We start from the raw sequence: 25,212 nt of genomic DNA, 5'->3' as shown, positions 1-25,212 counted from the left end.
ATCGAGCATAGCCTTAATGCCTTTAATATGACCCCTTACCATAGTAAATAAGTTTGGTGCTGAAGGATCCCCTCATAAATCAGCCATAGCATAGCCATATTTGAGCAACTGATTGGCGAATAATACCCAGGCCGCCAGCAATTCTTTCTCCGTGATTTGATAATCAGGCCGCCTGAGTACCTCCAATCCCAAGCGAATCGTTGAGAGTACCGTTCGATGCCCAATGGTATTGGCCTGAAAATGCTTATCCCAGCCCTGTTGCTGTGCGTGTAAACCAACTAGCCACAACAGGCATTGAACCATCAACGCTATCAGTAGGATGATGTCGAATCGCTCTGGACTGTTGGTACGACTTTGGCGTAAGCCAAAGCCGTATGCCGGGCTTTTGAGGTCACGAAAGGTTTCCTCTATTTGCATACGTTTGGCGTACAGGTTTACCAGCTGCTTTGGGCTCCGAGATTCTGGTGGTAAATTGCTGGCTAACACCCAAGGCTCTTTCGCCGATGTTGAGTACGTTTTTGCCGATGGATGGTGGCAATTAGTCCTCGTTGAACGCTGATTTGTACGCCCCTTAGGTTTGCTACGATAAAGCGTGAGATGGCAATTGATAGGGTTAGTTTTGGTCAAGGTCTTACAACCCAGGCTCTTCGCTTGACCGTTGGCCAAGTCATGTGTACTGCGAACTGCACGCCAATTTTCAGCGCCAATATCTGCAAATTGAACTGTACCGCGAATACGGCTTAGCCAAAACCAACCATGCGCCTCAACCTCTTTGTACCAAGGCACTTTGAACCCCGCGTCAGTCACGATGAGAGGGGTAACATGCAAAGGTAAAATCTTGGCTAAGTCCGCTAAAAAACCGTTGTGGGAGGCCTTAGAGCATTGTTCTGATAGGGGATAGGACTTCTCATACAGGGTAATAGAGCGGCCATTGAAGGCTATTGAGGCGCGCAGAGCCATGATGCGTTTATGCTCTCGGATGTCTGACCAATCGACGAGCACAATCGGCATAGGGTTACCAGAACAGATGAGGCTGGCATGCCATTGGTAGACAGCTAACCGTTCTTGATGCAGATGCGTGTTGCCGAGCAAACGATCAATGCGCTTGATGTTGTGCTTGGTTCGGGCCGTGGTTGGTAAATTTCGACCTAACTCAGTCAAGGTCAGTGTCTTACATTCAATCAGTGCCTTAGAGGCCAGCATCAAGCTGTTTAATCGTTTTAGGTGAAGTTCTGGGCAGTATTGGTGTAAAGAATGTTGTAGGATATTGGCTTCGCGCATCTTGTTGTCCAAGTGTAGTTTTTAGCGAAACCATTTGATCATGCAACAAGATGCGCTTCCACCCTAATTTGATGATTTATTTGTAAATCATCAGGGGATTCTTCAGAGTTTGGTGCCATCGTAGATGGCGGTTATCATCCCTAATATCAATAAATCAGAGGCTTGAGATGAATATGCAACGTCCACTCTTTACTATCGCCTTAGTCGCAATAATGGCAACTGCTTGCAGCGATCCGCAACATGCAACAGATCAAAACTCCACAGCCAATACAGAAACTCAAAAGACCATCCCCCTTGGCGATACCAGCCAAAATGCACTCGATTGGCCAGGCACGTATGAAGGTGTTTTACCCTGTGCGAGTTGCGAAGGTATTCAAACCACGCTAACGCTACTGGCAGATAACCGCTTTGAATTAAAAAGTATTTATTTGGGCAAAGATGAGAGCATCTTCAAGGTGGCAGGAAAATTTGACTGGGATGGCAAGGGCTCAAAAATTACTTTATCCGATGGCAGTAAATACCTCGTCGGTGAAAACCAGCTATTTATGCTAGATAACGAAGGCAACAGGATCAGCGGCGAACTGGCTGAGCACTATATATTGAAAAAGAAAGGGATGTAAAAAGAACATTGCAGCGTGACAGTGAGAAGTTAAGCGATTCGCTCACAGTAAAATCGTTGACAGAACGTTCTGCTTACCGATAACGGTAAAAGAAAAATGATTCGCTTACCGTCGGTGATAAGCAATTTCGTAAACCTTGAGCCACGCAGTGACGTTCCATTGCTGCTAGCGGCGTCCGTAGAGTTAGAGCGCTGCGATTCTCGATCTAGAGCAAGCTTGTCAGCGTCCTATCTTCTCGCGTCGGCGCCACCCAGATTGAAAAGAGTAACCTACACGTGAACTCTAATATCCAAATTATCCGTTATGAAGAATGCGAATCGAGCCTATGGAAAAATGGCGGTGGCAGTACTAAACAACTGTTAATATCGCCAAAGGATGCTGACCTCAGTAATTTTGATTTTAGGATCAGCATTGCCACCATTTCGAGTGATGGACCCTTCTCACAATTTCCCAGCATAGATAGACAGCTGTGTATATTAGAAGGTGCAGGCGTAAAACTTAAGATGATGTCTAATGATGCGGCTGAGGCAAATGAATTAATCCTTCGCCCCAATGAGCCCGCATTTTGTTTTAGCGGCGAAACTCAGATCGAAAGCCAACTCTTAGATAAGCAAATTATCGACTTTAATGTAATGACTAAACGCGGCAAGTATCGCGCGTATATTGAATGGCCGGAGTCGTATGGCTCGTTAAGCCCAGAGTCTATAGAAACCAGCAATATTGATGATGCTCATCAAACATCGAATGTACACAATAACGAGTTGCAACAGTGGTTATTGTGCCTTGAACCGCTGAACTTAGTTTACCAAGGCCAAATTATTCAACTTAAGCGTTATGATATGGTGCAATGCCTACGAGGCCAGAATTTAAAAGCGCAGCCGTCAAAAATGCAGCGATTAGAAGAAATTGAAACTTCCGATGCAACCTCTTCAGACGCTGAACGACCAATACTTAAGCACACACATATAGAAAACCCGTCCCTACTAAACCATAAACAATGTCAGGTACTGCGTATCGTTATAGAATGCACTAAAAAGTTCTAGATTATAGAGCCACACAGTGGCGTCTTCAAAACCTGAGTCCGTCCTTTTGGCTCCGCCTTATATGCTATATACTCACCCCGAATTCATCAAATCGTGCAATGGACCTATGCAACAACTAAATGAAAAGAAAATCATAAAGTTACTGCGAGACAACATCCCAAAGTTGCAATTAATCTACCTGTTTGGCTCTTATTCGCAGGGAACACAACACCGCAACAGCGATATCGATATCGCGGTACTCGCCGCTGACACTTTAGACAATATTGCACGCTGGGAACTTGCCCAAAAACTCGCTTCGGCGTTGGACTCAGATGTTGATCTGGTTGATTTACGCTCAGCATCCACAGTGTTATGCCAACAGGTAGTCACTCAAGGGAAGCAACTTTGGGGAACACAACAAGATGATGAACTTTTTGCCGTAAAGACCATCTCAATGTACCAACATCTACAAGCCGAAAGACAGGCAATTATTGATGATGTAATGGCCAACACCGCAGCCAAAGATCATAGGGGGAGTCACTTTGAATGACATTATTATCAATAAAATAGCCACCATCAAACGCTGTATAAAGCGCATCCAACAAGTCTATGGTGATGGAAGCCAGTTCAAACAAGACTTCACCTTGCAAGATAGCGTTATCCTCAATTTACAACGCTGCTGCGAAGCCTGTATCGACATAGCCAATCATATTAACCGCCAACAACAACTAGGCATCCCCCAAAGTAGCCGTGATAGCTTTACATTACTCGCACAAAATAACCTTATTACTCAGCCACTCGCAGATAACTTAAAGAAAATGGTCGGCCTGCGAAACATCGCAGTACATGACTACCAAGAACTCAACCTTGATATCGTTGTCCATGTTGTACAGCATCATCTTGAGGATTTTGAGCAATTTATTGATGTGATAAAAGCAGAGTGAAGATGTTGACAGAACAAGAAACGTTGAAGGTTGACGGAACGTTCGCAAGCTCACTCACAGAACGCTTCGCTTACCGTGAGAGCGAAGCCCGTTCCGTTATCCGTAAGTCACGTAGTGACATTCTGTAGCTGCTTGCGGCGTACCTAGATTCTAGAGCCACATAGTGATGTTCTAGGGTGAGCTTGCGCGAGTACTAGTCGCTCGTTATAGGATATTGCTGGTTAATAATCCACTCCACCGTCTTTCTGAGACCTGACTCAAAAGACTCTTGCGCTCTCCAACCTAATTCACGTTGAATTTTACTGGCATCAATAGCATAGCGTACATCATGGCCAGGCCGGTCAACAACATACTGAATTAAATCAGCAAAACCCGCACTACCCATTGCAAGAGATTGCGGATGAGTAGGCACTAACTCCTCTAATAAGGCGCAAATTTGCCGCACAACCGTCAAATTAGTTTGCTCACAGGAACCACCAATATTATAGGTTTGCCCAAGCTCCCCCTGAGTCGCAACTAAATAGAGCGCCTTAACGTGATCATCCACATACAACCAATCACGCACTTGCTGACCATTACCATAAATTGGCAACGGTTTACCCTGTAACGCATTGGTGACCATTAGGGGAATGAGCTTTTCAGGGTATTGAAAAGGGCCATAGTTATTGGAGCAGTTGGTCATCACTATCGGTAAAGCATAAGTTCGATGCCAAGCACGAACCAAATGATCCGCTGAAGCTTTACTTGCTGAATAAGGCGAGCTCGGATCATAAGCTGAGGTTTCACTAAACAATCCAGTTTCGGTCAGTGAACCAAAAACCTCATCGGTAGAAACATGATGAAATCTAAATAACCCTTTTCGCGTATCCGCTAATTGCTGCCAATATCGGCGCGAAGCTTCTAACAACGTATAGGTGCCCACAATGTTGGTTTGGATAAATGCAGCGGGTCCTTCAATTGAGCGATCAACATGACTTTCAGCCGCTAAATGCATTACCACATCGGGCTGATGAGCCTGAAAGACTTGCTCTAATGTCGCTCCATCACAAATATCCGCCTGTATGAAATGATAGCGCTCACTATCGGCAATAGCCGCTAAAGCCTCTGGATGACTGGCATAGGTTAACTTATCGACATTGATCACGATGCACATCGTTTGCTCAATCAGCATTCGCACTAATGCCGATCCAATAAACCCTGCACCACCGGTAATGAGTATTCGCATATCGCCTATCCCAAAGTAAAAGGTTAGAAAAATAAAAGGCCCGAAAGTATACAACTTTACCAGTAGAGCGACGTGACCTTTTTAAGTATGAGGAGCAAGAGAAATATACAAGCTGTGCAGGGCGAAGCGAACACTGAGGCGAATGCGCACAATAATTAACGATAAACATCGCGCTTAGATAACCCTAATTCAGGCATTGTTCTGAAGCAGGTCTGGGCTAGTACATTTACGTTAGTCGATAATTCACCTTTCACAACGGAGTATCAGTTGTTAATGGTTCACACTCTTGCGACATATATCCGGCGTCTGTTGCGCCCTAATGAGATCCAAATTGACATCTTACCCTCCTTGGCATCCACATGACCTCGAAGGCCACTTACACCGAAAATTTTATAGTCTCCAGGACTGAGTTCCCTTCCTTTGATCTACTATTTGGAACAGCTATTTAGGCGTTGTTGCCTAAATGAATGAACCTTCCACTTCAGATGGGATCAGATCTTGTGAATACCAAACAGGAACCGCTTTGACATCCTCCCCCCTAAAGGATGTCAAGCTCTCAGAACATCTGAGTATTTGCCTTGAAGCTTTTGCGTCTCGTTTCAACTCGATTACTGACAGCCGATAATCTGCAACGTGCCTATTTGAGTGGATCTATAGTCCACCGATTTTGTTTGTCTTTGGGATCTTGGTCCCAAAATTTAAGATTGGTTTGAATTGAAGGTCATAACAGCTCAACTTAATATGTATAATAAACGCACCTTATTTATCATCTGCTACTAGGCTGAAAACTATGCTAAATATTGGTGATCCTACACAAACCGAACGAACTCATGCGTTATGGCGACTTGGCTTTAGACCTTTTTTTCTTGGGGGAGCAATAGTAGCTGCGTTATATATCCCTTTGTGGTTAATAACTTGGTTTACTCCTCAATATAGTTTTTTTCCTTCGTCATTTTGGAGTAAAGTATTGCCCCTATGGTGGCATCCACATGAAATGTTGTTCGGTTTTGCAATCGCAATTGTTTGTGGTTTTTTACTTACTGCTGTTCAAAATTGGACAAATCAACCCACATTAAAGGGATGGCCACTTGCATTGACCTTTAGTTGTTGGTTGCTGGCACGATTATTACTTTTATTCCCTATTCAAATTCCACTCATCTTACCTGCATTGTTTGATTCATTGTTTCTTGGCTTGGCAAGCCTTACCCTATGGCGCTGTATTTATAAGGTTAAGCAATGGCGTAATATTGGTTTTCCAATTATGTTGTTTGTTGCACTCGTGATTAACAACATCAGCTATTATGCTCTATTTGAACGTGACTTCATCCTTGCCAATCAAATTTGGCAGGCCATGTTATGGTGGTTAGCCTTACTTATCACAATTGTTGGTGGGCGCGTCATTCCGTTTTTTACTGCTATGCGCATTAAGGCAACCAAAGCTGAACCCTTAACTTGGATTGAGTACCCACTTATCGTGACTATGATCTTGCTTGTTATTCAATCACTCATTAATTTCATCCCTCTTGAAGTTGCACGAGGCTTATTGTTGATTGCCGGGCTTTTGCAGCTTGTCCGATTTGCACGCTGGCTACCCCATAAAACACTGAAAGAACCCATGTTGTGGTCTTTGCATATTGCCTATTTAATGCTACCAATCAGCTTATTATCTATGAGTTGGTATCTTGATAATGAATATGCTTATCGCAGTTTGCTTCATCTATTTGCTATTGGTTGTATGGCAACGCTCTGTCTTTCGATGATCTCTAGAGTGTCACTCGGGCACACAAGTAGAAATATCTATGAAGGTCCTAAGATGATGTTAGCTTTTATTTGCCTACCGTTAACTGCGGTGTTCAGGGCTCTGATGGCTATTTGGTTTCCCGCGCATACTCAAGTCTGGTTATGGGTGGCGGCTAGTTGTTGGTTTATCGCATTTGCACTATTTGTATGGCACTACTTACCAATACTCACCCGACCCCGTATTGATGGGCGCCCAGGTTAATAGTGATATTATGGAAAAAGGATATAAAGTGAAAAATTCTTTAAAAACAGAGGCATTACTTAAATTTATTGGCTTATCTTCTATTGCGATATGTACAGCTGTTGCGGCTTCCGATAATAACCATCAACAAAAATATCCTAACCAATATCAATCTTGGCAAGCCACATCCGAACAAGTTGAACGCGAGGATATGCTCGCCAATTATCCTGCCAGTATCATACTCTGGGCGGGTTCTTCCTATGCCAAAGAGTACCATAGCCCACGGGGACACCATTTTGCCGTTGCCGATGTTACTCATACTTTACGTACCGGTGTGCCCCCTAAAGCAGGAGATAAAGGTTTATCAGCCAGTTGCTGGACCTGTAAAACGCCTGATGCTCCAAGATTAATCGAACAACTGGGATTTGAAGGATACTCCGCCAAAAACTTTACGGATCTTGGTAAAGAAATTCAAAGCGTTGTGTATTGTAGCGATTGCCATGAATCTGGCACTCAGAAATTAGCCTTACCTCGCCCTCATGCGCAAGACGCGATGGCTAAAATTCACCTGCCATTCGATAAACAAGATATTAATATGCAAGGTGCTCAGGTTTGTGGTCAATGTCATGTCACTTACTATTTCCGTCCGGAAAAAAGTAATGTTGTCAACATTCCTTGGATATTTGGCAATACCGCTGATGATATTGAAAAATACTATGATACTCGCCGCTTCTTCGAATGGATCCATCCTCTTTCAAAGACGCCGATACTCAAAGCACGGCATCCTGAGTTTGAACACTGGAGTCGCAGTAAACATGCCGAAGTCGGTGTTACTTGTATTACCTGTCATATGCCAACCCAGCAGGATGCAAAAGGTGTTGAATTTACTAGCCATAAAGTTGATAAAGCTTTACCGCACTTTGATAATAGCTGTAGTAGCTGCCATAGCAGTAAAACCAAAATTGAAACCAAGCTCGCGGCTAATAAATTAACGATTGAGACCAAAGCCCGCGAAGTTGAAGCTCTGCTCGTCAAAGCCCACTATGAAGCCAAAGCGGCATGGGATGCTGGTGCGAAATGGGATAACATGAATGAGCCTATTATGGCGATACGCCATAGTCAGTGGCGGTGGGACTTCGCGATGTCTTCACATGGTTTGTATGCACATAATCCAGAGGAAGGTAAGCAGCTTTTAGATAAAGCCATCGAACAAGCGAGCGAAGCACGTCATCTGCTCACTGGAATATTGAAGCAACTTAACGTGACCCAAGTTAGCTATCCAGATATCAGCACTAAAGAAAAGGCCCATCAAGCGATAGGATTAGTTGAGGCCAATTTAATTAAAGAAAAACAAAAGTTTATTGAGAATGATGTTAAGAAACACTGGCAACCAGTTAGTCAATATGGTTATTAGTAATTGACATCCTCCCCCCCCTAAAGGAGGTGGATTCCTACCGCTAGACGGCCATGCACAGCCGCAAGAATGTTCTTCGCTGCTTTGATATCTCTATCATGCGTAGAGCCACAACTGCTACAAGCCCATTCTCTTATTCGCAGACCTGCTCTACCTTTCGGACTGCTGGCGGGGATTTCCCCCCAGCACGAACAAGTTTGGGTTGTGTAACTTTCGTTGATTTCTTCAAAAACAACCCCTGCGTGAGCGCATTTATATTCCAGCATTGTTTTGATCATTCCCCAGCCTGCATCCAAAATGGACTTAGCCATTTTGGTTTTGCCAAACCTAGGGAATTGACGTCACCAACGAAAATCGCCGCGTTTTCATTGACTAGCTGGCGACTGTATTTATGCAAGTCATCCTTCTACGATTGTGGATTTTGGCGTGGTTCGCTTTCGCTCGTTGTTGTTTGTTCGCCCGTTGAGCGATGCCTAATGGCCGCTCTAGCTTGCGATATTGCCGACCAGTGACACCGTCGCCATTGCTATCCGTTGCGGCCTCTTTACAGCCAAGGTCGATACCGACACTGGCTGTACCTGAGCTTTGATATGTATATACTGGCATTAAAGTACCAGCGGCCGCGAGCATCCTCGTTGAATGAGGCCGTTTTGAACTGGTATTGACTCAGGCCGTAGCTATCCCACACGCTGTAATAGCGACCATTGAAAAACACTTGGCTATTTTTCCATTTTGCCGCCCCCGTGTTTACTGGTATCCAGCAAAGTGAGCGTTTAGCACCGCCAGATTTGCGCCAGTTCAACTTGGCTTTTTTAAACTGTTTTCTACGAGAAGCGTACTCTTTGGCAATACATTGAAGCGTCTGATGTGGGAGAGGAATAAAGTTTCTTACTATGACGGGTTGATGTAGGAAAAGCATCTTACACACATAAATAAATCTGAAAAACAATTATTCACTGACTGTACTGTGTATGGTCAGTGGTTTTCTGGGGGATTTATGTATCTCATACAATCGAGCGACGTTTACAAGCAGACAGAGTCATCGGTCATTGATAGCAGCTATCAATGTAGCCCTGTAGCGGGAAATATTGGCTCACTACCGACGTTGTTTAATCAAGATGGTTCATTCAACCACGAAGCGAATAGCTACCTCTTTTACCAGAAAGCCATCAAGGCCGCGAAAGACCTTTCTCCATGCTCTCAAGCATTGATGGCGTACTACCAATTCCTTGAAGACAACAGCAATGATAAATGACTTTACACACATCGGAGCCATAGTTTCTAATATTTCCGGCTACTCCAAAAGAGATATTTTAGCCGACTAAAGCTTTCTTATGCTGCTCTGAATTTACAAACGCATTACATTTGAATCATAAGGATCGTTATCTCAACTCTGCGATGGAGATACGTTATGAAAACGCTATCGATTATCTGTCCGCATGAAGCGCCTGTCTGTATGGATACTTTGCTCGATTACATTAACACTTGGCATGATGAAGTTTACGTGAAGGAAGCAGGTCAATTCGAAATTAAAGTTGACGAAGAAATACTTGATAGTGAAAGATTTATCCTCCGTAAACATTTCCCTTGGGTCACAGTAGACATTCTTAATTAACCGTTGTAATATGGTAGTGTTCAAATTTCTGTGTCATTTCTTTAAGCTATACCAAAAAGAGATGATTTATGACCACACCTACTTTTGATATCAATGCTGCCATTCAAGCACTACGTGAAGGTAAAGACCTCACCGGCAAGGATGGCATCTTAACCCCTTTGATTAAGCAGCTCACTGAAGCGGCCTTAGCGGCAGAGTTGAACGGCCATTTGGCGAACACTGAAGGTGCCAATCGTAAAAACGGTAAAACCACTAAAACGGTTAAAAGCCCCCTTGGCAACTTTGAGTTGAACACGCCCAGAGACAGAGCGGGCACCTTCGAACCTCAATTAGTCAAAAAGCACCAAACCCAACTTACCGATGAAATGGAGCGTAAAATCATAGGCTTATTTTCATTAGGCTCCAGCTACCAAGATATTCGCGCGCATATCGAAGACATGTACGGCATGTCGGTGTCCAACGGCACGGTGAATGCCATTACTGACAAGTTACTCCCTGAGCTTCAAGCATGGCGTGAACGCGAGCTAGAGCCGCTTTACCCCGTCATATGGCTCGATGCGATACACTATAAAATCAAAGAGAACGGCCGCTTTATCAGCAAAGCGGTTTACACTATTTTGGCGCTTAATGTCGAAGGTAAAAAAGAGCTATTAGGCCTATATCTGTCTGATAATGAAGGGGCTCACCATTGGTTAAGCGTGCTAACAGACCTGTATAATCGCGGCGTTAAAGACATCCTCATCGCCTGCGTTGATGGCCTTAAAGGCTTTCCTGAAGCGATTGCAACCATTTACCCGCATACGGAAGTACAGTTGTGTGTCATCCACCAAATTCGCAACTCGATGAAGTATGTCGCGTCCAAGCATCAAAAAGCCTTTATGGCGGATTTAAAGTGCGTTTATAAGGCTGCCACCTTGAATGCGGCCGAGATGGCACTGGATGAGCTGGAGACAAAATGGGGCGATAAATACCCCGTGGTGATTAAATCATGGCGTAACAAGTGGGCGCTGCTATCGGTGTATTTCAAATACCCAGACTATGTCCGTACTGCTATCTACACCACCAATGCAGTTGAAGCGGTACATCGACAATTCAGGAAGTTAACCAAAACGAAGGGCGGTTTTGCTAACGAGAACAGTTTACTCAAGCTGCTTTACGCGGGTATATTGAAGGCCTCTGAGCGCTGGACCCACCCCATCCAAAACTGGAATTTGACGCTATCACAGCTCTCAATCCATTTTGAGGGGCGCTTAGAAAACCATATCGATCTGTGAAATTAACCTGACACAGAATTATGAACAGCCTCAACACGCAGAGGGCATTCGGCAATCTAGTTAGTTCATTTCCATTGAGTAAAATTTAAAGTTAGGGATTTTTAGTAAATTTTTGTTTTTTCTAGGGCTTTCTGAGCTAGATTTTGGCCGTGAACATGACGATTTTTCTCCACTCAATACAAGCTCTGCATAAACCAACTGCCGTCTCTTTTTTTCCTCTACCAACTTATCATATTCAACACACATACTTAACCTGCATAAAAGCTATCGTTGTTAATAATAAGATTAGCTCTTACATATACAAATTACACTATATAAATGGTTGTGTTTTACGCTCAGCTGTATCTGGCTTTACACCAGATTGCTAAAAAGTGGACAATGCCACTACGAGATTGGAAGCCTGCCATGAGGCAGTTTATGCTCATGTACAGCAACCGTGTGTCGTTATAATAAATAGCCTTTTATAGTCTCCAACTCTCATATTTTGAAGACGATGTGTCAGATCTAGTCTGAACTAATACATTAAAGGGCGTTTAGACAGCATGCTTAGACATTTAATTTTAGCCTGATGCTGAATTCCGAACGCCCTACTAGCAATACTAAATCTCACTAATAACCATATTGACTAACTGGTTGCCAGTGTTTCTTAACATCATTCTCAATAAACTTTTGTTTTTCTTTAATTAAATCAGTCTCAACTAACCCTATTGCTTGATGGGCCTTTTCCTTAGTACTGATATCTGGATAGCTAACTTGAGTAACGTTAAGTTGCTTCAATATTCCAGCGAGCAGATGACGTGCTTCGTTCGCTTGTTCAATGGCTTTATCTAAAAGCTGCTTACCTTCTTGTGGATTATGTGCATACAAACCATGTGAAGACATGGCAAAGTCCCAGCGCCACTGACTGTGTCGTATCGCCATAATGGGCTCATTCATATTATCCCATTTAGCACCGGCATCCCATGCTGCTTTGGCTTCGTAATGAGCCTTGACGAGTAAAGCTTCCACTTCGCGGGCTTTTGTTTCAATAGTTAACTTATTCGCCGCGAGTTTAGTTTCGATTTTGGTTTTGCTGCTATGGCAGCCGCTGCAGCTACTATCAAAGTGCGGTAAAGCTTTATCAACTTTATGGCTCGTAAATTCAACACCTTTTGCATCCTGCTGGGTAGGCATATGGCAGGTAATGCAAGTGACACCGACTTCGGCATGTTTACTGCGACTCCAGTGTTCAAACTCAGGATGACGTGCTTTGAGTATGGGCGTTTTCGAAAGAGGATGGATCCATTCGAAGAAGCGGCGAGTGTCATAGTATTTTTCAATATCATCAGCGGTATTGCCAAATATCCAGGGAATGTTGACAACATTACTTTTTTCCGGACGGAAATAGTAAGTGACATGACATTGACCACAAACCTGCGCACCTTGCATATTAATATCTTGTTTATCGAATGGCAGATGAATTTTAGCCATCGCATCTTGCGCATGAGGGCGAGGTAAGGCTAATTGATGAGTGCCAGATTCATGGCAGTCACTGCAATACACTACGCTTTGGATCTCTTTGCCCAGATCGGTAAAGTTTTTAGCGGAGTATCCTTCAAATCCCAGTTGTTCAATCAATCTAGGGGCATCCGGTGTCTTGCAGGTCCAACAACTGGCGGATAACCCATTCTCTCCTGCTTTAGGTGGCGTACCCGTACGTAAAGTATGCGTCACATCGGCAACGGCAAAATGGTGTCCACGTGGGCTATGGTACTCTTTGGCATAGGAAGATCCTGCCCAGAGTATGATGCTGGCGGGATAATTGGCGAGCATATCCTCGCGTTCAACTTGTTCAGAGGTGGCTTGCCAAGATTGATATTGGTTAGGATATTTTTGTTGATTGCTAGTATCGGAAGCCGCTACAGATGTACATGTAGTGATGACGAACAAGCAAATCAATTTTAGCAATGTAACTGTTTTAAAATAAGTTTTCACTTTGTAACCTTTTGTCCTAACATCAATATTAACCTGGGCGCCCATCAATACGAGGGCGAGAGAGTATTGGCAAATAGTGCCATACAAACAGTGCAAATGCGATAAACCAGCAAGTGCCAGCCAACCATAACCATACTTGGGAGTGGGCCGGAAACCAGATGGGCATCAATGCCCTGAGCATTGCCGCTAATGGTAGGCAGATAAATGCTAAGATCATTTTCGGGCCTTCATAAATATTTCGACTTGTGTGCCCGAGTGACACTCTGGAGATCATCGAAAGACACAGGGTAGCCATACAACCAATAGCAAATAGGTGAAGCAGGCTGCGATAGGCATATTCATTATCGAGATACCAACTCATGGCTAACAGGCTAAGTGGCAACATTAAATAGGCAAGATGCAAGGACCACAGCATAGGTTCCGTCAGTGTTTTATGGGGTAACCAGCGTACAAATCGGACTAGATGCAAGAGCCCTGTAATGAGTAGTAAGCCTCGCTCGACTTCCTGAGGTATAAGGTGGATGAGTGATTGAATGACGAGCAAGATCATCGTCAGGATCAGCGGGTATTCAACCCAAGTTAAGGGATCTGCTTTAGTGGCCTTAATGCGCATCGCGGTAAAGAATGGAATGACACGCCCACCGACTATGGTGATAAGTAAGGCTAACCACCATAACATGGCCTGCCAAATTTGATTGGCAAGGATGAAGTCGCGTTCAAATAAAGCGTAATAGCTGACATTGTTAATCACGAGTGCGGCAAACAACATAATCGGAAAACCAATATTGCGCCATTGCTTCACCTTATAAATGCAGCGCCATAGGGTAAGGCTTGCCATACCAAGGAACAATGAATCAAATAATGCCGGCAAAATTAGTGGAATTTGAATAGGGAGTAACAGTAATAATCGTGCCAGCAACCAGCAACTAAAGGTCAACGCAAGTGGCCATCCCTTTAATGTGGGTTGATTTGTCCAATTTTGAACAGCAGTAAGTAAAAAACCACAGACAATTGCGATTGCAAAACCGAACAACATTTCATGTGGATGCCACCATAGCGGCAATACTTTACTCCAAAAAGATGAAGGAAAAAAACTATATTGAGGAGTAAACCAAGTTAGTAACCACAAAGGGATATATAACGCAGCTAATATTGCTCCCCCAAGAAAAAAAGGTCTAAAGCCTAGTCGCCATAACGCATGAGTTCGTTCGGTTTGTGTAGGATCATCAATATTTAGCATAGTTTTCACCCTAGTTGCAGACGACAGATAAGACGCATTGGGAAGTTCTGGAGATATTGAACTAATGCCATGTGGCCAAGCATCATTGTTCGTGTGTTTCTCTCTAAATTTAGAGGAACACACGCCCTTGAGGGAGAGACTATAAAATTTTCTGTGTAAGTGGCTGTTGATCATAACGACACACGGTCACTGTACATGATCATAAACTGTGTCATGGCAGGCTTCCAATCTCGTAGTGGCATTGTCCACTTTTTAGCAATCTGGTGTAAAGCCAGATAAAGCAACTTCAGCACCGCATCATCACTTGGGAATGATCGTCTGGTTTTGGTAACCTGACGCAGGCTGGCGTTTAGCGATTCGATGGCATTGGTGGTGTAGATCACCTTTCGTATCTCCGGTGGATAGTCGAAGAACACGCTAAGCCTTGTCCAGTTGTCGCGCCACGATTTGCTGATGCTTGGATGCTGGTTATCCCACGTCTCAGCAAATTGCGCTAATGCCTGCTCAGCCTGTTGCAACGTGGCTGCGCCATAAATGGTTTTAAGGTCTGCCGCGACGGCTTTGCGCTCTTTCCAGCTGACGAAGCGCAGGCTATTGCGGATTTGATGCACGATGCACAGCTGTACCTGCGTTTTAGGGTAAACCGCTTCTATCGCATCTGGGAAGCCCTTTAGGCCATCAACACAAGCAATAAAGATATCTTCCACACCGCGGTTTTTCAGCTCATTCATCACCGACAGCCAGAACTTAGCGCCTTCGGTTTGTGCTATCCATAAGCCCAGTAGCTCCTTCTCACCATCAGTGTTCACGCCAAGGGCCAAATAAACGGATTTGTTTTGGATGCTGCCGGAATCGCGGCTACGCACAACCAAACAGTCCAGGTACACTATCGGGTATACCGGCGCTAATGGCCGCTGCTGCCAGGCTTTCACCTCATCCAGCACGGCATTGGTGACCTGTGAGATAAAAGTCGGCGAGACTTCAACGCCATAAGCTTCTTCAAAGTGGGCTTGGATATCACGGGTAGACATGCCTCTGGCATACAGCGAGACAATACGCTCATCGAAACCACCAAGCTGTTTCTCGCCTTTCTTGATGAGCTTAGGCTCAAAGCTACCATTACGGTCTCGCGGTGTTTCAAGCTCGATATCACCGTGAATGCTGCGCACTGATTTACGGCTTTTGCCGTTGCGGGAATTGCCACTGTTTTTACCGGCGGCATCATGTTTGGCGTAACCAAGATGCTGCTCCATCTCGGCTTCAAGAGCACGCTCAGCAAGCTTTTTGGTTAACTGCTTCAGGATACCTTGCTCACCAAGCAGGTCTTCCGGGGATTTGTAGTCAGCTAATAACTGGTCGATAAGCTGGTCTGATACTGGCATTCTTATGTCCTTTCAAATACATGGATAGAATGCCACTTACACAGTTCTTTTTACACTCTCTTGAGGGAGTGTCCCTCAAGGGTAAGTTGTTTATAACTGTGTTATTTATTAGGTTGTTTGTTTTTATCTTGCCTGATGGCGAAACAACCTACTGCTACGAGCATTAAAGTCGCAACAGAAAAACCAGCTAATGAATACAAAATAAACGTTTCAGGTGACACTATGTAGTTACTCATAAGGATGTCCTTACCTTAGATTTTAGCATTTGATTCAATTTCGAGCAATTAACAGTGTTCAAGGCGACCCACTGTTATACTTATTCAGTAACCAAATCAGACCAAAATGCAAAACAATAAGGTTTCCCTCTAATACCACCATGATTGCACTTACCATTGGTGAAAAGCCTTGGTAAACACCGAGCAACGCCACTCCAATATCTAGTAAATATGTTACCAAAATTGAAGATATCGAGTTACGGATGCCCCCTAACTTCCAACCATCAATAAGCGTTAATGCAAAATGACTAAACATTAGCGACAATCTAAGTACAACCATCGAACAGGGCAGAAGCGTCTACTACATCACTACTTTTTAAAGACAGATGAAATAAATGTTGATTCACAATGTCAAACAAGTATGGGTTACTCTTTAGCCAGGGCCGGATTATACATTGTTAAATTGGTTAACAAACCTATCCAGTCAAACGAATTTCATTCGATTATGGATGATTTATATCAATCAATAATCTCGCATTAAGTCGACTTAAGAACAAAATAGCTAAATGTTAACAGAATTTACAAAGCATAATCTCACCCTGCCTCACTGAGGGGAGTTTTTTCCCTAATTGTCCCTGATTTACACCGTATTCATTGCTCTTTGATAGAGTATTAATCACTGATATACTTTATCTGTGCATTACGTGCGACACTTCTAATCTGGAATATCAGAGAAAATGCCAAAAATCTTTAGTGATGACTTCGAGCAAAAACTCAGAAGGTTACCGACTAACATATCGGAAACCGAAGCGTTCTTGCACGATCAGCCTACCCCCTTAGCATTGCCCAACTTTGTCGTGCAACACGGGTATCGGCTGCTTCAATCAAAGATTCGCGGTACCCATGAGGGCAATGAGCGCACAATTTGCTTGATTGCTGACACCGCAACTTATAGCGAAACCGTCTACAAAGTTAAAGTGCTGGTTCGCGAAACGCCTAACGCATATTTGAACGTTACCAATGCGACTCAGTTGCTTGTATGGAGAACTGCTGCTCCGAATCATGAAAATGCTTTAAATGGTTTTGCTTCAAAGGTGTTTGCTTATCTTTTACAGACACACAATATTATGGTGACTGATAAAGACCAAACACCTGACGGCCGTAGATTTTGGGAAAGACGCATTCTTGAAGCTATTTCAATGAATAATCGCCATGTTTATTACATCGTTCTAAGCGAACTTGATGATGAACTGGTGCCCGTTATTTTCGAAATTTCTGACTCGGATGTCTTCTATGAGCATTACGACCCCATAGCTTGGGGCAATGGCGACAGGGTATTTGTTATCTCCTGTATGAACCTCAATGCCTAGTTAATTAAACGCAGCAAGATATCAACCAAGCTGCGTTTTTTATGCCCGCAAATAAACCCCAGGTTGCGTCTTTCCTTTTTACTGCTAAAATCACTGTATATTTTAACAGTGATTTTAATTATGCGCGTTATACCCATCTATGCCAGAGCAGGGCTTACAGGCTTCGAACACATTCTTGCGGTCGGACTAGACCGTCTTACAGAAGAAAAGGTAGCAGCTTAACACTGCCCTCGTCTTTGAGCTGTAATGGCTCTTAGAATTCCCTTGCTTTAGCTGGGGGAGAAGTCAAAACGTAACAAGCTACTAGATAAATGCAGAGGAAAGAATATGCAAAAAATAAATTGTAACGAATCAACCGCAGCAAGGATTGGCATGAGAGCTGCCTTGCTAATATTGAAAAAATGGAACTGCAACCAACAGCAAATTCAGGCTTTGCTAAAGTTGCCAGAAAAGTATAACAACCTTGATATTGAAAAGGTGAACTTCAGTCAAGACCAAGTCGAAAGGATCAGCTATATACTGAATATTCACGCTGGTTTAAGTGTGCTTTTTAGTAACCCTGAAAATATTTATGGGTTTATGAACATGGTTAATCATAATGAACCTTTTAATGGCACAAGGCCAATAGATGTTATTTGCAACGAAAAAATCAATCATTTAAAAATGGTTATGGTCCATATAGATCAGTTAGTTATACTCTAAATTTGCCCTTTCTTCTTTAGCGTTTCCACAACAATCTGGTCCATCTTACACTATTAGGTATTTTACATTTAATGTTCTTTAAAATTGAGAGCGATACTTTACATTCTGTAACCTTAAGAAACTTTATTTTGTGACCTTGAGAAACTTTATTTTGTAACCTTGCAAAACTTTATTTAACAAAAACTCTCCTAACAAATTAGATAACAGTCCATTTTAATGATCGCTAGAAGTAGAAGTCAATGTGAGTAAATTGCCTCAGTACTTCTAGCCAATAACAGCACCCTAGCCTATCCCCAAGCAAGAACAGATGATTCAAGATGTACAAATACACTCACTAAAGCCGTGCTTATTACCTTATTCCTCTGACGGGCAGGATTTTATAAAATAAAGGGGTAAATAGCCTCCCTTAAAACCAGAATATAACTAATAAATAGTGTCAACAACTGGAAACAACATATTTATATCTACGTAAACATTAAAAAACTGTAGCGCAACAACGCAATCTCATATTAATATTTAGTACTGAAGGATCCCCTCATAAATCAGCCATAGCATAGCCATATTTGAGCAACTGATTGGCGAATAATACCCAGGCCGCCAGCAATTCTTTCTCCGTGATTTGATAATCAGGCCGCCTGAGTACCTCCAATCCCAAGCGAATCGTTGAGAGTACCGTTCGATGCCCAATGGTATTGGCCTGAAAATGCTTATCCCAGCCCTGTTGCTGTGCGTGTAAACCAACTAGCCACAACAGGCATTGAACCATCAACGCTATCAGTAGGATGATGTCGAATCGCTCTGGACTGTTGGTACGACTTTGGCGTAAGCCAAAGCCGTATGCCGGGCTTTTGAGGTCACGAAAGGTTTCCTCTATTTGCATACGTTTGGCGTACAGGTTTACCAGCTGCTTTGGGCTCCGAGATTCTGGTGGTAAATTGCTGGCTAACACCCAAGGCTCTTTCGCCGATGTTGAGTACGTTTTTGCCGATGGATGGTGGCAATTAGTCCTCGTTGAACGCTGATTTGTACGCCCCTTAGGTTTGCTACGATAAAGCGTGAGATGGCAATTGATAGGGTTAGTTTTGGTCAAGGTCTTACAACCCAGGCTCTTCGCTTGACCGTTGGCCAAGTCATGTGTACTGCGAACTGCACGCCAATTTTCAGCGCCAATATCTGCAAATTGAACTGTACCGCGAATACGGCTTAGCCAAAACCAACCATGCGCCTCAACCTCTTTGTACCAAGGCACTTTGAACCCCGCGTCAGTCACGATGAGAGGGGTAACATGCAAAGGTAAAATCTTGGCTAAGTCCGCTAAAAAACCGTTGTGGGAGGCCTTAGAGCATTGTTCTGATAGGGGATAGGACTTCTCATACAGGGTAATAGAGCGGCCATTGAAGGCTATTGAGGCGCGCAGAGCCATGATGCGTTTATGCTCTCGGATGTCTGACCAATCGACGAGCACAATCGGCATAGGGTTACCAGAACAGATGAGGCTGGCATGCCATTGGTAGACAGCTAACCGTTCTTGATGCAGATGCGTGTTGCCGAGCAAACGATCAATGCGCTTGATGTTGTGCTTGGTTCGGGCCGTGGTTGGTAAATTTCGACCTAACTCAGTCAAGGTCAGTGTCTTACATTCAATCAGTGCCTTAGAGGCCAGCATCAAGCTGTTTAATCGTTTTAGGTGAAGTTCTGGGCAGTATTGGTGTAAAGAATGTTGTAGGATATTGGCTTCGCGCATCTTGTTGTCCAAGTGTAGTTTTTGGCGAAACCATTTGATCATGCAACAAGATGCGCTTCCACCCTAATTTGATGATTTATTTGTAAATCATCAGGGGATTCTTCAGTATTTAGTAGCCATAATTAATGCAACGGTTTAAATGCACTCAATAGACCAATTAAAAACATAAACTTGAAAACAGAGACATAAATAAAAATTATTCCGGCGACGAAATTAGTTCATGAATTGACGATATTTACCATTTTTTTGTGATTTAATCTAAAGGCTTGAATGTTGGAGCTTGGTTATGAGTATCGAGAAATCTAAAAAAGTACTGCCCAATTTATTTTCACAGCACCAACACCCAGCACTTGTGAGACTGCTGGCAAATGAAAAGGTTAAACAGTGTGTCCCGCAGAACCGCACCTCCGCCTCTTTTGTTGCACTTCAAGTAGCGTTAAATGAAAGCACTATTCCACATGTCATCAGCACATTAAACACGCTTACACCTTCATTATCTTACCCAAAGTCTGCACGATGCCGTATTACGCAGGCTCATCAAATTCAAGCTGCAAAACAAGCAGAATCCCCAGTTGTATCTAAAATGCAACTAGCTCACTTAACGCAACTCTCTCCCAGTGCGATTCATACCTCAGATATCGGAAAAGGATATGAGTAATGGGAAAGCTACAAGCTAATGCTAAAAGTAATAGACTAAAAAATTCCGGCGGTGTCATGCCCGATAGACTCGGTACTAACACAGCGTTAATGAAGATGTTTTACCAAGCCGAAAAACAGAGTCATGAAACCAACTCAGGCAAATTATTAGTTGTTTTGTTGTATTTATGGCTTACTCAGCAGTTAGATGACTTTCTCCTGCACGCCAATGAAAAGCCTCTCACAGTAGATGATATTCCCGACTGCCACAAAGTGAAAAACAGTGATACATGCGAAGCACATCGATTCAAAAATCATAAGTTTGAGGATGGCAAGTCCTGGACCTATTACGCGCGTGCAACCATTACTCAAAACGGCGAGAAAAAATTCGAATGGCAACCCATACCTAATAGATTAATCCACATTTTCAAACCCTTCGTTAGCAATCACAGCTATAACGTTTCATGGCTAACGGCAGCTGAAAAACAACAATTGCTTAATCTGCTCATGGCCAAATGGCGAAAACCTGCTGAGATCGAACACTTTCCAGCAATAAGAAAGCAATTGTTTTTTAAGTACATAACAAGTTGTATTCGCACAGATAATAAACTGTCTAGTTTAACTAAATCATTATTATTACCTACTGATATACGGCACCATCGCCATGCCGCGGTTTATCAGCAAAAAAACAGTGAACAAGTTCGCGCTGAGCTATTTCACGCACAAGATCGGTATCTCAGTCGATTATTCACTCATGCAAACTCTCTAGGTGTGAGCAAACTGCTGACACTCACATTCTCGTCGAGTTCAAAAGTAGGTAAAGCCACACTTCCCAACATTTCGCTATTAAATGATAACGCCAAAAGAAACATTCCTGCTGACATTACAAGCTCAAAAGTGGGTGTGAGTTTTCATAGTAAATGGGTTGGTGACGACTTAGAAAAATACGCAGACGAGTCTGTGTGCTACGGCAGTAGTCGACTTATACCCGAGAGTGAGATTGTTGCGATTTTTCGTCATCTTCATGACGAGATAACTTCATCTAAGCCTGAAAACAAAGCTGGTCAAGCCGCTTTAATTCATTATCACAATCTCTGCGCTAACCATACTGCGCTGTTATTTATACTGCTTACGGGCATGCGCCCTACCCATGCTATCTCTATCAATAAACAATCACACTATGATTACCGCCGCACGACAGTATCTGATAAAGGCTTTCAACGCGAAATCAGAATTTGTGACTATCTGAGACAACAAATTCTGCATTACACCACGCTGCAACAAAAACTCAGTTTGAAGCTGAATTTGAGCAATGCTCTTCCCTGGGCATGGAGTTTATATGATGCAAATAATCAAGCGACTGCAATATCAGCAAAATCGCTGCGACAATTTTTACATCAAAGAGCCAATGGCATTGTCCCCTATGTGTTGCGTCATCAATTTGCGCAAAGTGCCGCTACCAGCATTATACATAAACTGACAACACACCAAATTGATCGCTTAATGGGACACGCGGAGTACGGTGAACATCTGGGCAGTGACCATACATTTCCAGCAAGCATAAAACAACAAGACTTATTTCTTGATAGTCTGCCGGCTCGATACGGGTTAAAGGAGTTGAAATATGTCTAGTTTATTCAACAAATTAAACCCTGTTGAGATTTACAATTATCACCAACGTCAGGGCTTGTCAAACGCTGGCATAGATGCCATTAGCTGGGTGATCAGCCAGTGGCCGAACCCAACACTCAAAGCCTCAAACCTTTCAGCTCAAAAGCCGACTAACATATCAATCTGCCAACCCCAAAGGCGTGAAATCACTCTTCAAGATTTACAAGTCATCAATAAAATCATTAGCTCGGTTCCTACAGGCAAGCAACGTCACTATAAAAGTGCGCTAGAAGCCATTATTGTCTACCTCAAAGAAGTACTGAAGTGGCAAACTCCTGGAGTTGAAAAGCTGCCTTGGCCAGATCCTGATTTAAGATGGTATGAACGCATCACCGCTCAAGCAAATGATGCATTTAAACTGCAAGCAGAGTATGAAAACGTCAAAGCTCAGTTCTTGCAACAGCGCTCCGCACTGTCAGCTGAGTTTATGGCATTGATTATTGCACTTGAAATTGCGCCACTAACCATTGCACATCTCGTCAACATCATTAACGACAAAGAAAGTATTCAGCATATTGAAAGACAAAAATATCTGAATATCAAACACTTAGACAAGTCATCAAACCAAGACGATCTACCGCAATCAAGCCGGTATCACCTGCCCTTATTTGTCTATCAATCATTGACGGAATATCAGGCATATTCGCATAGCAAGCTAACTGAAAAGCAGTTGCTAAAAAGATTAGAAACCTTATTAACGTCATTCTCCATATCAACTCAGGTCTCTCGTCATTACCAGCACCTTTTTCAAGCCGTTTGGCACTATCGCGATCATGTCGTTCCTACATTCTTAAAAGATATTAGTTACCCAGAACGTCATGTCGCAACCCCTTTAGTCTCGGTTGACAAGAAGGACCAACAACGACAATTAGTGAGAATTTATGGCATCGATTATGACGAAATGGCAGTTACCGCAATACCTAAAGCCAATCAAGCCTCGAAGAAATGGCCGCACCTCGAACTGCAAAATAATCGCAATAAGATTACAGAATGTGTCCATGACCTTAGTCATTGGCCTGTAGACAATATCCTGCCAACAATGCTCTATCGATACACGTTAGAACTCATCAATTTCGGTGGGGTAAAAAAGCAAAAACTCGCAGACAGCACCATCAAAAAATACTGCAATATTCAATTAAAACTCACGAGCCCGCTCAGTTATGACCAAGCAATAGACCAAGAACTACTACAACAATGGAGCCACAACATTTATGACAATTTAGCGACTGAAACAGAGCAACTGATCATGCTGTATTTTTTTCGCTTTATGCGTCACCAATCACTCACAGACCATTTAGACATTAGCCAGTTCGAACCACCACTCAGCCCTCCAGGTGTTGATCCATTTCGGATCTCAATAGAACAGTTGCATGAAATCGTCGCAAAGCTCATCGCGCCGCCCTCCGGGGGGTTATTGCAGAGGTTATTTTGCGCAGTCACTGTCATTATCAGCTATTTCGCAATGTTGCGCCGAGGAGAGTTACTGCGTCTTCGTTTAAAGGATGTATTTGTTGATCCAGCGAATAAACAATTGTTTCGTTTCAATATCACAAATACTAAGGAGGGGACGACCAAAAGCAGACATTCACGCGTTGTCTATACCGTCATACCGGAAGAATTCGCAATTCTAGTCAGAATTGTGATAAAAAACAGTGAACTTTGTGAACCTCACCAGCATTTGATCGGCTTCACAGAAGAGCCATACCATTCACGGCAGTTGCAATACTTATTACCTGCCACTAAATGCATCAAAGCAATATGCGGCCAGCAAGCGCGGTTTCATCACCTGCGTCATAGCGGTGTACATTTATTTATGCTGCAAGCACTGCACCTTGCATACAATCTGCCGCCAGAGCAAACCACGAATACAGAGCAAATGAAACGCTTACTCCATGATGACGTGCTTGCTGCGCGATTTGACTATTGGCTTGAAGGGCAACCATTTTCACTGTGCAATGATGGGATTTTGTTAGATGAAATGACTCGTCAAATCGGACACGAGTACTATGCAACAACTCGATGGTCCTATCTGCACGATATAGACTGGCTTTACCCATTCTATCGGCCAGGCTTTGGTGAATCACAGCCTCGAGAATTCTCGCATAGTGAATTGCGATATTTGCTGGGGTTAAAAAACGACTCAAATGATCTATCACGTCAACTCGCTTTAATCAGCCCTGATTACCAAGCAAAAGACATTAACCAGAAGCGTCAAAACCACGTCTTACTCACAGAGACAGCACTGAGACAACATCTATTTAAGACGAATAAAAATAGTGTCGCCCAAAAGCCGCTCAGCGATTTTCATACAGTCTCGATTGCACAAGACACCGTCAAGTATCATCAAAAATGGCTTGGTAACGCCAACAAAATTTCTCATGACTTTCTTCAATATCTATTTCTTGAAATGCGAAAAGTAAAAGAGGTTAACTGGCCGTTATTAAGCCAAATCTCGCAATCTCCAGGCAAATATCAATTCTTGCCAATGACCAAAGCGCAAATCACAGCACTCAGTAATTTGCCAGCAATCGTGCTAAGCAACGGCATACATCCAGCATTAACATTAACCTTGGCGTGTAATGTCAAAAATGCACGACATTTTGCAGCAGTATTTCGTCAGCCACTGTGGCGCTGGTTAGCGCCCAGCTTTGTGTTAACCGTGAATAGAAAAACAAAAATCGACATTCTATTAAACAGGTTAAAAGACCATTTTGCTCAATCGGGTGAAACAATAACGCTTCAAAAACAATCTGTTGGTCAAAGCGAACTGACCATCACTCTGACGCCCAAATTGAGTGAAACCAAACTAAACCCTCATAAGCAGCACGCTAAGTTAGTGGATCTGCAATTTGTCGTTCAACAAACACAGCTATATCTCTCACACTTTCAACAGAACAACTAG

General features: G+C 43.2%; 22 protein-coding genes. 14 read left to right on the top strand and 8 right to left on the bottom strand.

Going from position 1 to position 25,212, the window contains the following annotated elements; genetic code table 11:
* Positions 1 to 72 precede the first annotated feature (72 nt).
* On the bottom strand, positions 73 to 1,281 hold the full coding sequence (locus CEQ32_RS00905; protein ID WP_001206290.1) for an IS4-like element IS10A family transposase: 1,209 nt from the start codon (positions 1,279 to 1,281) through the stop codon (positions 73 to 75).
* A 173-nt stretch (positions 1,282 to 1,454) separates the two neighbouring features.
* Between CEQ32_RS00905 and CEQ32_RS00900 the strand changes: the two genes are divergently transcribed.
* The 4 genes from CEQ32_RS00900 (at position 1,455) to CEQ32_RS00885 (ending at position 3,867) form a co-directional block, all read left to right on the top strand.
* The gene (locus CEQ32_RS00900) at positions 1,455 to 1,901 is read left to right on the top strand and encodes a copper resistance protein NlpE (protein WP_192959140.1); all 447 of its coding nucleotides are present in this window, start codon (positions 1,455 to 1,457) and stop codon (positions 1,899 to 1,901) included.
* 275 nt (positions 1,902 to 2,176) lie between these two features.
* Positions 2,177 to 2,944: a HutD family protein gene (locus CEQ32_RS00895; RefSeq protein ID WP_086904479.1), complete on the top strand. Its 768-nt coding sequence runs from the start codon at positions 2,177 to 2,179 to the stop codon at positions 2,942 to 2,944.
* 106 nt (positions 2,945 to 3,050) lie between these two features.
* Positions 3,051 to 3,473, top strand: coding sequence for a type II toxin-antitoxin system antitoxin (locus CEQ32_RS00890; protein ID WP_069455294.1), 423 nt, complete (start codon positions 3,051 to 3,053; stop codon positions 3,471 to 3,473).
* On the top strand, positions 3,466 to 3,867 hold the full coding sequence (locus CEQ32_RS00885) for a type II toxin-antitoxin system toxin (protein ID WP_069455295.1): 402 nt from the start codon (positions 3,466 to 3,468) through the stop codon (positions 3,865 to 3,867). Before CEQ32_RS00890 ends, CEQ32_RS00885 begins: the two co-directional genes overlap by 8 nt.
* A 193-nt stretch (positions 3,868 to 4,060) precedes the next feature.
* On the opposite strand, the gene rfbB is transcribed toward CEQ32_RS00885, so the two are convergent.
* Complete coding sequence (rfbB, locus tag CEQ32_RS00880; RefSeq protein WP_088585343.1) at positions 4,061 to 5,092, bottom strand: dTDP-glucose 4,6-dehydratase; 1,032 nt, start codon at positions 5,090 to 5,092, stop codon at positions 4,061 to 4,063.
* 790 nt (positions 5,093 to 5,882) lie between these two features.
* Between rfbB and CEQ32_RS00875 the strand changes: the two genes are divergently transcribed.
* Both CEQ32_RS00875 and CEQ32_RS00870 read left to right on the top strand, forming a co-directional pair.
* On the top strand, positions 5,883 to 7,094 hold the full coding sequence (locus CEQ32_RS00875; protein ID WP_088585342.1) for an NnrS family protein: 1,212 nt from the start codon (positions 5,883 to 5,885) through the stop codon (positions 7,092 to 7,094).
* Complete coding sequence (locus CEQ32_RS00870; protein ID WP_088585341.1) at positions 7,078 to 8,487, top strand: ammonia-forming cytochrome c nitrite reductase subunit c552; 1,410 nt, start codon at positions 7,078 to 7,080, stop codon at positions 8,485 to 8,487. The genes CEQ32_RS00875 and CEQ32_RS00870 overlap by 17 nt, the downstream gene beginning before the upstream one ends.
* A 20-nt stretch (positions 8,488 to 8,507) precedes the next feature.
* Here CEQ32_RS00870 and CEQ32_RS00865 read toward each other — a convergent pair whose 3' ends face one another.
* Both CEQ32_RS00865 and CEQ32_RS22855 read right to left on the bottom strand, forming a co-directional pair.
* A complete protein-coding gene (locus CEQ32_RS00865) occupies positions 8,508 to 8,753 on the bottom strand; it encodes a transposase (protein ID WP_241407254.1) in 246 nt (81 codons plus the stop codon).
* A gap of 106 nt (positions 8,754 to 8,859) precedes the next feature.
* The gene (locus tag CEQ32_RS22855; RefSeq protein ID WP_146128711.1) at positions 8,860 to 9,093 is read right to left on the bottom strand and encodes a hypothetical protein; all 234 of its coding nucleotides are present in this window, start codon (positions 9,091 to 9,093) and stop codon (positions 8,860 to 8,862) included.
* A 391-nt stretch (positions 9,094 to 9,484) separates the two neighbouring features.
* Here CEQ32_RS22855 and CEQ32_RS00855 point away from each other — a divergent pair, with 391 nt between their 5' ends.
* From CEQ32_RS00855 to CEQ32_RS00845, 3 genes are all read left to right on the top strand, one after another.
* Positions 9,485 to 9,742, top strand: a complete 258-nt coding sequence (locus tag CEQ32_RS00855) for a hypothetical protein (protein ID WP_216841348.1) — start codon at positions 9,485 to 9,487, stop codon at positions 9,740 to 9,742.
* 156 nt (positions 9,743 to 9,898) lie between these two features.
* A complete protein-coding gene (locus CEQ32_RS00850; RefSeq protein WP_088585338.1) occupies positions 9,899 to 10,102 on the top strand; it encodes a hypothetical protein in 204 nt (67 codons plus the stop codon).
* 68 nt (positions 10,103 to 10,170) lie between these two features.
* Entirely contained in the window at positions 10,171 to 11,376 is a 1,206-nt protein-coding gene (locus CEQ32_RS00845) for an IS256-like element ISSod5 family transposase (protein WP_088585337.1), read from the top strand.
* Between the two features lie 609 nt (positions 11,377 to 11,985).
* Here the strand turns inward: CEQ32_RS00845 and CEQ32_RS00840 are convergent.
* The 3 genes from CEQ32_RS00840 to CEQ32_RS00830 all read right to left on the bottom strand — a co-directional run bounded on the left by CEQ32_RS00840 (position 11,986) and on the right by CEQ32_RS00830 (position 15,972).
* Entirely contained in the window at positions 11,986 to 13,395 is a 1,410-nt protein-coding gene (locus CEQ32_RS00840) for an ammonia-forming cytochrome c nitrite reductase subunit c552 (protein ID WP_086904809.1), read from the bottom strand.
* On the bottom strand, positions 13,379 to 14,590 hold the full coding sequence (locus CEQ32_RS00835; RefSeq protein WP_086904808.1) for an NnrS family protein: 1,212 nt from the start codon (positions 14,588 to 14,590) through the stop codon (positions 13,379 to 13,381). The genes CEQ32_RS00840 and CEQ32_RS00835 overlap by 17 nt, the downstream gene beginning before the upstream one ends.
* Before the next feature lie 170 nt (positions 14,591 to 14,760).
* Positions 14,761 to 15,972, bottom strand: coding sequence for an IS256 family transposase (locus tag CEQ32_RS00830; protein ID WP_088585336.1), 1,212 nt, complete (start codon positions 15,970 to 15,972; stop codon positions 14,761 to 14,763).
* A gap of 952 nt (positions 15,973 to 16,924) precedes the next feature.
* Here CEQ32_RS00830 and CEQ32_RS00820 point away from each other — a divergent pair.
* Both CEQ32_RS00820 and CEQ32_RS00815 read left to right on the top strand, forming a co-directional pair.
* On the top strand, positions 16,925 to 17,557 hold the full coding sequence (locus CEQ32_RS00820) for a hypothetical protein (RefSeq protein WP_088585334.1): 633 nt from the start codon (positions 16,925 to 16,927) through the stop codon (positions 17,555 to 17,557).
* Positions 17,558 to 17,884: 327 nt separating this feature from the next.
* Positions 17,885 to 18,259 (top strand): hypothetical protein, encoded by a 375-nt coding sequence (locus tag CEQ32_RS00815; RefSeq protein ID WP_088585333.1) that lies wholly within the window; start codon positions 17,885 to 17,887, stop codon positions 18,257 to 18,259.
* A 535-nt stretch (positions 18,260 to 18,794) separates the two neighbouring features.
* Here CEQ32_RS00815 and CEQ32_RS00810 read toward each other — a convergent pair.
* Entirely contained in the window at positions 18,795 to 20,003 is a 1,209-nt protein-coding gene (locus tag CEQ32_RS00810; protein ID WP_001206290.1) for an IS4-like element IS10A family transposase, read from the bottom strand.
* A 286-nt stretch (positions 20,004 to 20,289) separates the two neighbouring features.
* Here CEQ32_RS00810 and CEQ32_RS00805 point away from each other — a divergent pair, with 286 nt between their 5' ends.
* Genes CEQ32_RS00805 through CEQ32_RS00795 form a run of 3 tightly spaced genes read left to right on the top strand, consistent with a single transcriptional unit; the run spans position 20,290 to position 25,212 of the window.
* Entirely contained in the window at positions 20,290 to 20,661 is a 372-nt protein-coding gene (locus CEQ32_RS00805; protein WP_086904845.1) for a hypothetical protein, read from the top strand.
* Positions 20,661 to 22,271, top strand: coding sequence for a site-specific integrase (locus CEQ32_RS00800; protein WP_088585332.1), 1,611 nt, complete (start codon positions 20,661 to 20,663; stop codon positions 22,269 to 22,271). Before CEQ32_RS00805 ends, CEQ32_RS00800 begins: the two co-directional genes overlap by 1 nt.
* Positions 22,264 to 25,212, top strand: a complete 2,949-nt coding sequence (locus CEQ32_RS00795) for a hypothetical protein (protein ID WP_088585331.1) — start codon at positions 22,264 to 22,266, stop codon at positions 25,210 to 25,212. The genes CEQ32_RS00800 and CEQ32_RS00795 overlap by 8 nt, the downstream gene beginning before the upstream one ends.

It is taken from the genome of Shewanella sp. FDAARGOS_354 (assembly GCF_002209245.2).
Lineage (GTDB): Bacteria > Pseudomonadota > Gammaproteobacteria > Enterobacterales > Shewanellaceae > Shewanella > Shewanella xiamenensis.
Note: the sequence above shows the minus strand (reverse complement) of the source record. Positions and strands in the feature narration are given on the sequence as shown.

Excerpts from the sequence above, each read along its gene's own strand:
- CEQ32_RS00905 (WP_001206290.1), bottom strand. The coding sequence starts at position 1,281 with ATGCGCGAAGCCAATATCCTACAACATTCTTTACACCAATACTGCCCA.
- CEQ32_RS00900 (WP_192959140.1), top strand. The coding sequence starts at position 1,455 with ATGCAACGTCCACTCTTTACTATCGCCTTAGTCGCAATAATGGCAACT.
- CEQ32_RS00890 (WP_069455294.1), top strand. The coding sequence starts at position 3,051 with ATGCAACAACTAAATGAAAAGAAAATCATAAAGTTACTGCGAGACAAC.
- rfbB (WP_088585343.1), bottom strand. The coding sequence starts at position 5,092 with ATGCGAATACTCATTACCGGTGGTGCAGGGTTTATTGGATCGGCATTA.
- CEQ32_RS00875 (WP_088585342.1), top strand. The coding sequence starts at position 5,883 with ATGCTAAATATTGGTGATCCTACACAAACCGAACGAACTCATGCGTTA.
- CEQ32_RS00870 (WP_088585341.1), top strand. The coding sequence starts at position 7,078 with ATGGGCGCCCAGGTTAATAGTGATATTATGGAAAAAGGATATAAAGTG.
- CEQ32_RS00865 (WP_241407254.1), bottom strand. The coding sequence starts at position 8,753 with ATGCTGGAATATAAATGCGCTCACGCAGGGGTTGTTTTTGAAGAAATC.
- CEQ32_RS22855 (WP_146128711.1), bottom strand. The coding sequence starts at position 9,093 with ATGCCAGTATATACATATCAAAGCTCAGGTACAGCCAGTGTCGGTATC.
- CEQ32_RS00855 (WP_216841348.1), top strand. The coding sequence starts at position 9,485 with ATGTATCTCATACAATCGAGCGACGTTTACAAGCAGACAGAGTCATCG.
- CEQ32_RS00850 (WP_088585338.1), top strand. The coding sequence starts at position 9,899 with ATGAAAACGCTATCGATTATCTGTCCGCATGAAGCGCCTGTCTGTATG.
- CEQ32_RS00845 (WP_088585337.1), top strand. The coding sequence starts at position 10,171 with ATGACCACACCTACTTTTGATATCAATGCTGCCATTCAAGCACTACGT.
- CEQ32_RS00840 (WP_086904809.1), bottom strand. The coding sequence starts at position 13,395 with ATGGGCGCCCAGGTTAATATTGATGTTAGGACAAAAGGTTACAAAGTG.
- CEQ32_RS00835 (WP_086904808.1), bottom strand. The coding sequence starts at position 14,590 with ATGCTAAATATTGATGATCCTACACAAACCGAACGAACTCATGCGTTA.
- CEQ32_RS00830 (WP_088585336.1), bottom strand. The coding sequence starts at position 15,972 with ATGCCAGTATCAGACCAGCTTATCGACCAGTTATTAGCTGACTACAAA.
- CEQ32_RS00820 (WP_088585334.1), top strand. The coding sequence starts at position 16,925 with ATGCCAAAAATCTTTAGTGATGACTTCGAGCAAAAACTCAGAAGGTTA.
- CEQ32_RS00815 (WP_088585333.1), top strand. The coding sequence starts at position 17,885 with ATGCAAAAAATAAATTGTAACGAATCAACCGCAGCAAGGATTGGCATG.
- CEQ32_RS00810 (WP_001206290.1), bottom strand. The coding sequence starts at position 20,003 with ATGCGCGAAGCCAATATCCTACAACATTCTTTACACCAATACTGCCCA.
- CEQ32_RS00805 (WP_086904845.1), top strand. The coding sequence starts at position 20,290 with ATGAGTATCGAGAAATCTAAAAAAGTACTGCCCAATTTATTTTCACAG.
- CEQ32_RS00800 (WP_088585332.1), top strand. The coding sequence starts at position 20,661 with ATGGGAAAGCTACAAGCTAATGCTAAAAGTAATAGACTAAAAAATTCC.
- CEQ32_RS00795 (WP_088585331.1), top strand. The coding sequence starts at position 22,264 with ATGTCTAGTTTATTCAACAAATTAAACCCTGTTGAGATTTACAATTAT.